The organism is Cytobacillus sp. Hz8 (assembly GCF_042263505.1).
Classification (GTDB): domain Bacteria; phylum Bacillota; class Bacilli; order Bacillales; family Cytobacillaceae; genus Bacillus_BE.
This window is the reverse complement of the sequence record NZ_JBHKFI010000005.1, coordinates 76901-89151: the sequence shown is the minus strand read 5'-3', so window position 1 is coordinate 89151 and position 12251 is coordinate 76901. Positions and strand designations below refer to the sequence as shown.

Genomic DNA, 12251 nt, shown 5'->3' with positions numbered 1-12251 from the left:
GGCAAATCTCTTTTCACATGAAGATTTTCCTATTATTTTATCTTTTGCACCCGGCTTTGTTGCATCACAATAAAAAGACGTTCACGAGTAAACCTTGGATTTTCGCGAATAAAATTCATTTTCCGCGAATATTCAGTCTACGCATCTAATGAATAAATTGCATGACCACTGAGTCCAAATGCAGAGCTAGTTGGACCGCTAGAATGAGTTCCAAAACAATCAAGTTCTGAATCAGGGCTACGATAATAGATTTATATGTTGTTCTAATAACAACTATCTTTGAGAAAACAGCGTATATTTAAAATAGTCCTTATTAGAGAAGTTTCATTTTGAAATAACGCTTCCTCTGCTAACTTTTTTATGGTGATTAATGAAGCTGATATGTCATTCATTCCTTTAACTCTTCAGTCAAAAGCAGTCATTCATCAAACCCAATTCTACTCTACTTTCCCCACTACTCACAGCCCAATACAGAAAACAAAAAAAGCTAACTCCCTACTTGAGAGCTAGCTTTTCCTATTATACTATTTCACTGGCTTTTTCAATAATCCGATGAGTATTCCACCAACCACTGAACCAATGACAATGGCTAATAGGTATAAGAACCAACCGCCTTCTACTAATGGAACAACAAACACTCCGCCATGTGGAGCTCGAAGACCAATATGGAACGCCATGGAGAGTCCACCGGCAACTGCTGCACCAATCATGACAGATGGAATGACACGAATTGGGTCGGCTGCTGCAAAAGGAATTGCCCCTTCAGTAATAAATGATAATCCCATGATGTAGTTCGTTGTACCTGCATCTCGCTCTTCCTTCGTAAACTTATTTCTGAAGATAGTAGTGGCCAAAGCAATTGCTAGTGGCGGAACCATACCAGCTGCCATGATTGCTGCCATTGGTTGATATACACCACTTGCAAGTAAACCAGTGCCAAATACATAAGCGGCTTTATTGATAGGACCACCCATATCAAAAGCCATCATTAATCCGAGAATGACACCAAGTAAAATTGCATTTCCAGTTCCTAATCCGGTTAACCAATCGGTTACGGCTGAATTCAATGCAGCCACAGGTTTATTAATAACAAAGTACATCAAAAATCCGGTAATCGCGATTCCTAATAATGGATATAATAGAATTGCTTTAATACCTTCTAATGAAGCGGGAAGTCCAGCTAAACCTTTTCTTAACCCCACTACAATATAACCTGCTAAAAATCCAGCAACAAGTCCACCTAGGAATCCAGCACCACCGCTTGCCGCCATCATACCACCAACCATACCTGGTGCAAATCCTGGACGGTCAGCAATACTCATAGCGATAAATCCAGCTAGAACAGGAACGATTAATCCGAAGGCATTCCCGCCACCAATGGTCTTTAATGCTTCTGCGATGACATTATAGGATGGATCATTTGGGTCCGCTGAATTATATCCAAACATAAACGATATCGCGATTAATATCCCACCACCAACAACGAATGGAAGCATATTCGAAACACCATTCATCAAATGCTTATAAATAGTAGCCCCTACTCCTTTTGTTGATGTTCGTTCAGTACCTTGTGATTTAACTCCATGTCCTTTATAAATGGGAGCATCTTGGTTTAAAGCTCTGTCAATTAATGCTTCTGGTTTACGGATTCCTTCAGCAACCGCCGTTTCAAGCACATGCTTTCCAGCAAAGCGCTCCATTTCAACCTTTGTATCGGCTGCCACAATGACCGCAACCGCTTGATCAATTTCACTCGAAGTTAAAATATTTTTTGCTCCACCCGAACCATTCGTTTCAACCTTGATATCAACTCCCATTTCCGCAGCCTTTGCCTTTAAGGAGTCTGCAGCCATATAAGTATGGGCAATTCCCGTTGGGCAAGCGGTTACAGCAACAATATAGGGGCGATTTCCTGAAGGAGCTGCTTGTTCTTCTTCCTCCACTTCATCATGTGAATCAATAATTTCGAGTATTTCATCTACACTCTTCGCGCTCATCAATCTCTCTCGAACGTCCTTCTTCATTAAAATGGTTGAAAGGCGAGATAGAGCTTCTAAATGAGTATTATTTGCGCCTTCTGGAGCAGCAATCATGAAAAATAAATGGGTTGGCTGTTGATCAAGAGATTCATAATCGACTCCACTAACAGATTTTCCAAAAGCAATAGCTGCATTTTTCACCGCAGAGGTTTTTGCATGGGGAATGGCAATCCCATCTCCGATTCCGGTTGTACTTAATTCTTCTCTTTTTAGAATTTCTTCTCTGTAGGTATTAGCATTATTAAGCTTCCCCGCTTGATTTAAAACAGCCACTAATTCATCAATAGCTTCTGTTTTACTTTTTCCAATCATGGAGATGTTGATTGTGTCTCTAGTAAGCAATTCTGTAATTCTCATTTAGTTTCCTCCTCTAACTCTGTAATTTGAACTTGAGGCAATAATTCTTCCACTTTATCCTTCGTACATAAGTCCATTGAAAATGCAGTTGCACTACCTGTTGCAACACAATAACGAAAGGCCTCTTTCACATTTTTGCTTTTCGCATATTGAGCTAAGAACCCAGCAACCATTGAATCTCCCGCTCCAATTGAATTTTTCACCTCTCCAACCGGCGCGCTGGCATAGTAGCCATGATCGCGGTTCATAAAGATGGCTCCCTCTCCAGCAAGAGAAACGATGATATTTTCAGCCCCTAAATCAAGCAATTTTCGACAATATGGAGCAACTTCCTCTTTTCTTGTGATCTCCGTCTGGAAAAATTGTCCTAATTCATGATGATTTGGTTTGATGAGAAATGGCTTGAACGGTAGAATTTTCTTTAGTAATTCTCCCTCTGCATCAACCACAAATTTGATATCCTTTGATTGACAAATCGCCAAAATTTCCTCATAGGTATTCTTAGGCATTGAGGATGGAATACTACCTGCCACTACTAATAAATCCTCATTAGTTAAACTGCTAATAAACATTTTTAACTGAGCAAAATCCTCTTGATAAATCGTTGGACCGGATGCATTCAATTCTGTTTCAATCTTTGACTTTATCTTTACATTGATTCTGGTATCCTCTTTAACATGAATAAAATGAGTAACAATATCTTCTTTAATTAAATAATTTTTAATGAATTCACCCGTAAATCCACCGATAAATCCACTTGCAAGACTATTGACTCCTAATCGTTTCAAAACTCTTGAGACGTTAATTCCCTTGCCCCCGGGAAATTTGGTATCCTTTTTTATTCGATTCAATTCTCCAAGTTTCACTGAATCTAGTCCCACGATATAATCAAGTGAAGGGTTTAACGTTACAGTGTAAATCAAGATGTCACAACCTTTATATTAGTTTTACTTGTATATTGTTCTTTCATATCGATATCTAGCTCATTTGTGATAATATTCGCCTCATGTAGCTCGGCAATTTTGGCAAAGGCAATCTCAGAAAATTTCGAAGCATCACTTAAAACAAACACTTCTCTTGCTAAGGAAATGGCCTTGTTCTTAATCATCGCTTCTTCCTGATCCGGTGTGGTATAGCCCATTTGCGGATGAATCCCATTGACCCCTAAGAAACATTTATCAAAGCGGTATTGCTCTAGACTTGATAATGCCCCCCTACCGATTAATGCTTTAGTGGTCGGTTTGGCATATCCTCCAAGAACATAGGTATGAATCCCTTTATCCATTAGGGCATTCACATGAGATAAACCATTCGTGACGACGACAATATCTATTGGAAGGAAGGCAATCATTTCAAAAATCGTTGATCCTGCATCTAAGTAAATACAGTCTCCCTCATCAACCAGACTTGCCGCATACTGACCAATTTTTCGTTTTTCTAGATTGTTTTTGGAGGATTTTTCAGTCATGCTTAATTCTTCTAATTTTCCTTGAAGTCTTGCCGCCCCTCCATGAACTCTTTTTAAATACTTTTCTTGTTCTAGTTGTGTTAAATCTCGTCTAATAGTTGATTCAGATGTATCTGTAGCTTCAACAAGTTCAGCGATTTTCACGATATTTTTTTCTTTCAATAATTCTAAAATAATGCGATGTCTTTCAGGCGTTAGCAATTCATCACTTCCCCAAAAAAATTTCTTTATTTATGCTCTTAGTCTACTGTAAACGATTCCAAAAATCAATCGTTTTCAATCAAAAATAATCAAACTCATTCATATTCGTTCACAATTTTGAAGAGTTTTAATCGAAATCAATCAAAATAATGATATTTTTTGCTCATTATCGATTAAATATAACTGATTTTGATAGATTATGATCGATTCTTGGTATGGGTTCAGCGAGTAATTTATGGAGAATTCTTGTCCATTGTATTAATCAATTGCATAGGTTCAAGTGAATATCTCGAACCAGCGCTTTTGTTTTTAACCTTAAAATGGTATGATTTTTTTGCTTATATACGAATGACAACAAGGATGGAGTGCTAATTTGTGAAAATAAAACCATTAAATTTGAAAAAAGTGTCCTACTTTTATTTAGAACTAGTACAAAATCTTCTAATCTTATTTATTTTTTTCGGGATTGTAGGATTTTTGAATGATAAATTCCTTTTATTATTTACCTCTTATAATACGATTCATGAACTCTTTCAAGCCAATCGTGCGTTTCAAATTCTCTTTGATATTCAATTCATCGGCGAATTGATTTTCTTTATTGCCTTGTATCGCAACGTTTTTCCTTTACAAGGTGGACTGAAAATGACACTTAAAAAGATTTCAGACCAGTTTCTCAAAATCCTATTAATTGCTGCTGTTATCTTTTTCATTCTTCCTTTTCTCTATCTTTTCATGTTTTAAATAAAAAGATTCGTTTCCATTAAAATTCATTTTTGGGGTAACGGATCTTTTTTAGTTTGGATTGGAAGGATTGGCACCTATTTTCCTCCATTATATATACATAAAAAATCATTCTTTTTCTAACGATAAGCATACATGGAGGAGGGATGGTATGGACTTTTTTATTCCCATGGAATATTCAAGTCAAGATAAAAGCAAAAAGAAGGGTAATGGAAAAACTAAGGAAAGCTTAAGCTGGTGGCAGTTATCCCTAATTGGAGTTGGATGCACGATTGGAACCGGATATTTTCTAGGTTCATCAATTGGAATTATCGCAACAGGACCGTCCATCGTATTTTCCTTTTTATTGGCTGCACTTGGTACATATATCGTTTACAATTTATTAGCAAAAATGACTGCAAAGGATCCACAGGAGGGCTCTTTCTGCTACTACGCAAGTAAAGCATATGGGCGTTGGGCAGGGTTTAGCTGCGGTTGGAATTATTGGAGCTCTAATATTTTAATTATGGGCAGCCAATTAACTGCTCTCTCAATCTTAACTAGATTTTGGTTTCCACAGATCCCTCTTTGGATATTTGCTGCTGGATACGCTGTTCTTTCCATTATTGTAGTTTTGGCAGGTACAAGTGGTTTTGACAAAGTTGAGAATCTGCTCGCTGTAATTAAAACCTCAGCCATTCTGATGTTTATTATCCTTGCAGGTGCTGCATTAATTGGCTGGATTGATGGTGATGTCAATCATCCTGGAATTCCTCATTCTGTCAATAAGTTCTTTCCTGAAGGATTTAAGGGATTTTGGGCTTCCCTCATCTATGCTTATTATGCCTATGGAGGAATCGAAGTCATTGGCTTAATGGCCACTCGTTTGAAAAACAAAGCAGATGCCCCTAAAGCGGGGATTATCATGCTCATTATGCTTGCCATTATCTATATTATTTCTCTTGGTCTAGCAGTCACAATGGTAGCACATCATGGATTTAATGAAAAAGAAAGTCCATTTGTGAAAGCGATGGAGGAATACCATCTCGCCTTTTTCCCTCATGTCTTTAATGGCGCTATTATCATTGCTGGTTTTTCCACGATGACCGCTTCCTTATTCGGTGTAACAAAACTATTGGTAACCTTGGCAGAAGATGGTGATGCCCCAAAAGTATTTGCGAAAAAACTAAAAAAGTGGAAACAACTCCCTCTTCCTTCCTTAATCATTGCAACGATTGGATTATTGGCATCCATTTTCACGGCTCTTCTCCTTCCCGGAAAGATATATGAGTATATTACGACAGCTGCGGGTATTTTAATTTTATTTAACTGGCTATTTATCATTATTTCTGCATTAAAAATTCTAAAATTAAAGTTATGGGGGAAATCTCAAGCTTATATCGGAATTCTCCTGATTCTTGCTGCTGTAAGTGGAACAATAGTAGAGAAAAATATTCGCCTTGGATTGTTTGTGAGCTTGATTCTTGTTATCATTATTGGAATTGTCGCCGTCATTATGCAGAAAGCCGTTTGGAAAAAGACAGCTACTTAAATTTTCGCATAAAAAATCCCTTCCTCATTTCTGAGTGAAGGGACTCTTTTATAATCTTCTTACCACTCTAAGCTAGAATTTACATCATTCACCCTCTACTATATAATTCCATACTGTTAATCCGGTTGCTTATCAATACAATTTACTTTTTTGATGGCAAGAAATTGGTATCCATGGAACACCAATAACCTAGCAAATGACATCCAATATTTTCTTACACATGAATAAATCATTTTATTTTACAAATAATATCGATAGCTAGATGCAAAGAACGAATCTTTTTTCTAGGAGTGTGTGTAAATGGAAGTTAAAAGAGTGAAACAAATTTTATCATCTCCAGCGGACATAGAAGTCAAATATAATGGTACCTCCGTCTGGATTGATCAATTAAATGAGGATGGCAGAACGGCAACAGTTCATTTAAGAGGACCTTTAGAGGAAAGAACGATTGTCGAAATTAATGAGCTAACCGAAGCATAATCTTGAAAATTGCATTAAAACCATTTACTTGAAGTAGTTTCTTATGTTATCATCAATATATTGAATATCATATCTTTCCGAACACTACATATTGTGTTTTGGATCATTTGATCTATTCTGTCTCAATTTTCCCCGTTTCTAGCAAGAAACGGGAATTTTTTCTATAATGATACTGCTGGTTCAAATTCTCACCAAATTTCACTCATATATCCCCAAACCCAATCTCGTGATAAAGTCCGTTCCAATTTCCATGTTTGCTTTTGATAGAGTATCCATTCAATAAAATCAACCATATTTTTTCCATCATGAATTTCAATTCCATCATGATAGGTATCGATAGCATGATTTAAGCGATCCATTTTTTTAGGATTTCTTAATACACTACTGATTTGGTCTTCCATTGATTTTTTTGTTGATAACAATGAGATCAGACCTTGTTTTTTCAAGTATTGAAGATTAATTTCCTCCTGTCCAGGCAATGCGGAATGGACAAAAATCGGTAATCTCTTTCTCAAAGCTTCACTAACTGTTACCCCACCTGGCTTTGTGACAATTGCATCCACTTTATCATAGATTTTATTCATCGCTGATCGTGATGAAAGATAAGGTAGAGCTATAATGTGATTTAGATTCCAGGATTCGATTTCCTTATATAAATGTTCATTTTTCCCGCAAAGCACAAGATAATCCACCCCTACCGATGACTTTAAATTAGCAGCTAATTTTTGAATTCCCCCAAGTCCGCTACTCCCACCTGAAATTAAAACTTTAAGGCGATTGAAATGAAGAGACTGAGGCGAATTCCTTGTTATTTCTTCATGAACAGGAATCCCTGTAACCAAAACTTTATAAGGCGGGATTTTTTCTTCACGAATCAATTTATCTTTGATCTGCATACTCGGAACAAAGTGAAAGTCAATTCCTTCCTTCCCCCAAAAACGATTTACAAAGAAATCGGTATAGACATTTATGATCGGCGTATGGCATTTTCCACTCATCTTTAATTGGCTAAGGAGATGGGAAGGAAAGCCATGTGTACAAATGATTAAATCAGGACGGAACTCCAACAATAATTGCTCCATTTTCTTCAAGAATATAGCTTGAAACCATTTGTATGACGGTTCCCTCGAAGGTTGTCCATAAAAAAATTTTTGATACACAAGATTATAGGATTCTGGTGCAAAACGAATCCATTTCAAATAGCTTCCTGTTACCATTTTCTCAAAAGATTCATTCGTATAGCTTAATAAATCGACTTTTTTTAAAATGATATCGTTTGTTTCTTTATTAATGATATCCATTAACGCCTCAGCTACTTGATGATGACCAGATTGCATTTTTAGTAGCGGCAAGAACAAAATCTTCTTCATATCCATCTCTCCTTGTCAAAAGAAAAACACATCTCTTCATTCCAATGAATAATGATAAACTCATGTGTTTTCCTACTACCAATGTAACACTGTTTTTTCCGTAATCTTTCTTTTTCATTTAATTTTAATCTTATTTTTAATATGTTTTTAGATTAAAAGGCGGTTGACCCCCATTAAAAAACCCGAATAAGATCTCAATCTTCATATGGATTTCAAACGTAAGTTAAAAGATATTTTATCCCACTCTTAACGGACATTTTGACTCCCACTTCAAGATTATGAGAATACGAAGAAGATAAGTGGGAGATTAACTGTCCGTAAAGGTCCGACGAGGGATTAAGGTCCTAATCAGGCGAAGCCACAGGACGTGGCGCTATGAGCGTGATAAGTGAAATAAGATTTTTCTTTGGGCTTCAGCCCTTAGAAAAATCAATCAGGCTCTGCGTGACTAACCATCAGTGGGGGATGAATGGCAGACTAAAAGCGCGACGTCTGCACTATCACATCCTGTGCGTCGAAAACCCCCACTGATGGAAGTTTTACTTTATGGTTCCGTTACTTTTTTCCCTTTTAAGTATTTTACTAACATATAAACCATAAATAATACGAGAAGGATGATACCGTAGTATGGAACATAGTCAGGATTGATGTGGAAAATCTCTCCAGAATAGTATCCCACCAATATATAAGGAACTGTCCAGAGAATGGTCCCAAAGAGAGACAGTATCAAATATTTAGTCAATGGAATTTTGGCCATACCTGCAAAATACGGACTTATTTGGCGGATTCCAGGCATATAAAAACCAAACAAGATGGTTTTGTGGGCATTTTTGGTGTAATTTATTCCTGCCCTTTCCCATTTCACTTTGGTAATACCAACATATTTTCCAAATTTATTCATAAATGGTTGGCCGACATATTTTCCGATGATATAAGCTGAAAACATCCCAACAAATGCCCCCAGAATAGAGCATAATATGGATAAACCCAAAGACAGTTGATGATGAAAAGCAAGGATGCCTATTAAAAATAAGAAGGATTCTTCTGGTGCAGGTATCCCCACAATCCCAAAGAATAAGCATAGTGAGATAATCAAATATCCGTATAATTCAATTCCATTTAGAATCGTCTCGATATTCATATATTTCTTATCCATCCATTTCCTTTAAGGTCACAAAGCTTGTTCCTTTTTCTTTATTTTCCTCTAAAAACATTTCTAATTTTTCAAGCATAAACTTTGGTGCTTCCTCATCAGCTCCCCAAGTTTCTCCACAATCGTGCAGCAATAAAATCGAACCTTTTTCTGTTTTTCGTAACTCATCCAGTAAAGTGTTTTTGCAACGCTTCACCTTCCAATCACCAAAAATCGCAGACCACATAATTTTAGTATATTCTTTGCTTATGATAAGTGAAAATAGGTTGAAGTGCCCCCATGGAGGCCGATAGAATTTCACGTTTTCATGTGTGCATTCTTCGATAGCCTTTTTCGTTCTCTCCAATTGATTCTTTAATTGAAAAGGCGATAAAAGCCAACCGGAAACATGATGATAATGGTGAATTCCAATTGTATGACCTTCCCTCTTCATTCTTTTAATGATTTCCGGATACATCTCTACTTTACTTCCCACCACAAAAAATGTTGCTTTGATTTGATATTTTTTTAATAAGTCCAATAATCTTTCCGTATAATGTGGATCCGGACCATCATCGAAGGTTAGCGCGATTTGATTTGGATTTATTTTTTTCGTTATTCTAAATCCACATCTTCGAATTATCAATGTTGGTAAAATGGAATAGATTAAAAAGAATAATAGTAGGATCCCGATGATTAATAATATGGTTTTACTCATAGTCTTCCATCCCTTTATCAGGAGATTTGAAACATCCAATCGTTTCATTTGCTTACCTGCTCTTTAAAGTCACTTTTCCTTTTTACAGGCAATGCCCATTTTTGGGAGAATAAGCTCTACTTCCGTGCCAATTCCTTCTTGACTTTTCACTTTAATTTCCCCGAAATGCTGTGTGATGATATTTTTTGCTATGGAGAGGCCTAAGCCTGTTCCACCCGTCTTGCGGCTTCTTGCTTTATCCACTCGATAGAAGCGTTCAAAGATATTTTCAATTTCATTTTCCGGGATTCCAATTCCATAATCCTTTACACGCAGGATGATTAATTGCCCTTGATCCTCTAAATATACATCCACTTTATCCGTGCTATATTTGAGGGCATTATCCAGCAAAATAATGATTACCTGTTTGAGCTTTAATTCATCTGCCACGACCGTAATTGGTGCTTTTTTATAATGAAGCACCATTTCTCTTTTGTATGCTACTTTTAATTGTTTAAATAAACTTTGACATAGTGGAATAAGATTTATGGTAACTAGATCAAGCCCGTTATCAAGCTCCGTATTCGCCAGATCTAGGAACCTTTCAGTGATTTTCTGCATTCTTATCGCTTCAGAATGAATCGATTCAATCGCTTCTTGAGTCAATTCTTCGTTCTTTGTTCCCCTTCTTCTTAGTAAATCGGCATAGCTTTTAATCACAGTAAGAGGTGTTTTTAATTCATGGGATGCATCCGAAATAAACTGCTTCTGCTTTTCTAGATTTTTATCTAATCTTCCAATCATGCGATTAAAGGTTTCCACCATTTTTTGCAATTCATCCTTTGTTTTATGTTGCATAACAATTCGTTTAGGAATTCCGCTTTGTTCTATATCCTCCATTGTGTCGATCATATTCGAGATTGGTCTCATAATAATATTGGATAGCCACCTACCTCCTAACAAAGACAAGACAGCGCCAATTATCGTGCAGAATGCCAAAATAGAAAGTAAAACGTCCTTCCCTAATTCAAGGCCGACAACTCTTTCTCCAAATTCCAGTGTTTTCACTACCTTACCATTTTCTATTATTGGTTCCCGAACAATAATCATTTGGTTTTCCCCTTGATCAAGATGGATCGTTTTTCTCTGTGTTTCTGAGGTTTTCGAAAAAGCCGGCTTCACTTTCAGCGATAAATTATGATCATTGGAAACCTGACTGATCATGTGTGAGTCCTTATCCACAATCCTAATAAAAGAATGATTCATGAGAAATGGCGTCATTTTCTCCTCTATTATCTTTGGAGATGACTCATCTTTAATTTCTTTAATGATATTATGTGCCCTTTCTCCAAGCTCCTCTTGCTCCAAATTGGTCGTTATTTTCATAAAAGAAACATAGACAATCGAATTTACTGCAAGCAAAACACAAAGGATCCAAGCAGTCGTCATGATATTAATCTTTGTCGTCATTTTCATCTGCTTAATTCTCCCTTACCGTATAACCTACTCCCCTAACTGTATGAATAATCGGCTCTGAAAAACCTTCTTCAATTTTCTTTCTCAGATGTCTAATATAAACATCGATCACATTGGTTTCTCCTTCATATTCATAACCCCATACATGAAGCAAAATATTTTCTCGCGTTACAATTTTATTTTTATTCGATAATAAATAGACTAGAAGATCATATTCTTTTGGCGTTAATGTGATTGGAATATTATTTCTTTTTACCTCCCGCATATCCAAATTAATCTTTAAATCCTGAAAAGAAATAATCGATTCCACCGGCTTTGCTGCACTTGCTACAATGGAATGATGGCGAAGGCAGGAACGGACCCTTGCTAGCAATTCCTCCATTTCAAATGGTTTTGTAATATAGTCATTTGCCCCTAAATCTAAACCTGCAACTTTGTCCATCGTCATATTGCGTGCCGTCAACAAAATAATCGGGATCAGATTATTTTCCTTACGGATTTTTCTTAATACCTCAAGTCCATTCAAGCCTGGCAACATCACATCTAAAAGGATTAGATCAAAATGGTCCATCAAAGCAATTTGCAGACCTGTTTTTCCATCATTGGCCGTCACCGCTTCATAGCCTTCATATTCCAACTCTATTTTTAAGATTTTCGCAATCTGAAATTCATCTTCTACCACAAGTACACGTTGTGTCATATTGAAAACTCCCCTCTGATCCATGGAATAGAGCTACATCCATTCTTAAATAGAGCTCC

11 protein-coding genes are annotated in these 12251 nt (G+C 36.7%); 3 read left to right on the top strand and 8 right to left on the bottom strand.

Features of this window, described 5'->3' with window-relative positions; genetic code table 11:
- Nucleotides 1–524: 524 nt before the first annotated feature.
- The 3 genes from ACE38V_RS08780 to ACE38V_RS08770 are packed head-to-tail and all read right to left on the bottom strand — an operon-like array spanning nt 525 to nt 4065.
- Complete coding sequence (locus tag ACE38V_RS08780; RefSeq protein ID WP_375840842.1) at nt 525–2396, bottom strand: PTS fructose transporter subunit IIABC; 1872 nt, start codon at nt 2394–2396, stop codon at nt 525–527.
- A complete protein-coding gene (pfkB, locus tag ACE38V_RS08775) occupies nt 2393–3319 on the bottom strand; it encodes a 1-phosphofructokinase (protein WP_375840841.1) in 927 nt (308 codons plus the stop codon). The genes ACE38V_RS08780 and pfkB overlap by 4 nt, the downstream gene beginning before the upstream one ends.
- Entirely contained in the window at nt 3316–4065 is a 750-nt protein-coding gene (locus tag ACE38V_RS08770) for a DeoR/GlpR family DNA-binding transcription regulator (protein ID WP_375840840.1), read from the bottom strand. Before ACE38V_RS08770 ends, pfkB begins: the two co-directional genes overlap by 4 nt.
- A gap of 375 nt (nt 4066–4440) precedes the next feature.
- On the opposite strand from ACE38V_RS08770, the gene ACE38V_RS08765 reads away from it, so the two are divergent.
- The 3 genes from ACE38V_RS08765 to ACE38V_RS08755 all read left to right on the top strand — a co-directional run bounded on the left by ACE38V_RS08765 (nt 4441) and on the right by ACE38V_RS08755 (nt 6817).
- Nucleotides 4441–4806: a hypothetical protein gene (locus tag ACE38V_RS08765; RefSeq protein ID WP_375840839.1), complete on the top strand. Its 366-nt coding sequence runs from the start codon at nt 4441–4443 to the stop codon at nt 4804–4806.
- 151 nt (nt 4807–4957) lie between these two features.
- Nucleotides 4958–6337 carry an amino acid permease gene (locus ACE38V_RS08760; RefSeq protein WP_375840838.1) on the top strand — a complete coding sequence of 460 codons (1380 nt, stop codon included), beginning with the start codon at nt 4958–4960 and terminating at the stop codon, nt 6335–6337.
- Between the two features lie 300 nt (nt 6338–6637).
- Nucleotides 6638–6817, top strand: a complete 180-nt coding sequence (locus tag ACE38V_RS08755; RefSeq protein ID WP_375840837.1) for a small, acid-soluble spore protein, H family — start codon at nt 6638–6640, stop codon at nt 6815–6817.
- 188 nt (nt 6818–7005) lie between these two features.
- Here the strand turns inward: ACE38V_RS08755 and ACE38V_RS08750 are convergent, their stop codons facing one another.
- From ACE38V_RS08750 to ACE38V_RS08730, 5 genes are all read right to left on the bottom strand, one after another.
- The gene (locus tag ACE38V_RS08750) at nt 7006–8187 is read right to left on the bottom strand and encodes an MGDG synthase family glycosyltransferase (RefSeq protein WP_375840836.1); all 1182 of its coding nucleotides are present in this window, start codon (nt 8185–8187) and stop codon (nt 7006–7008) included.
- A gap of 544 nt (nt 8188–8731) precedes the next feature.
- Entirely contained in the window at nt 8732–9343 is a 612-nt protein-coding gene (locus tag ACE38V_RS08745) for a DedA family protein (protein ID WP_375840835.1), read from the bottom strand.
- Nucleotides 9336–10037: a polysaccharide deacetylase family protein gene (locus ACE38V_RS08740; RefSeq protein ID WP_375840834.1), complete on the bottom strand. Its 702-nt coding sequence runs from the start codon at nt 10035–10037 to the stop codon at nt 9336–9338. The genes ACE38V_RS08745 and ACE38V_RS08740 overlap by 8 nt, the downstream gene beginning before the upstream one ends.
- A gap of 69 nt (nt 10038–10106) precedes the next feature.
- Nucleotides 10107–11492, bottom strand: coding sequence for a sensor histidine kinase (locus ACE38V_RS08735; RefSeq protein WP_375840833.1), 1386 nt, complete (start codon nt 11490–11492; stop codon nt 10107–10109).
- 4 nt (nt 11493–11496) lie between these two features.
- Nucleotides 11497–12192 (bottom strand): response regulator transcription factor, encoded by a 696-nt coding sequence (locus ACE38V_RS08730; RefSeq protein WP_375840832.1) that lies wholly within the window; start codon nt 12190–12192, stop codon nt 11497–11499.
- Between the last annotated feature and the right edge of the window lie 59 nt (nt 12193–12251).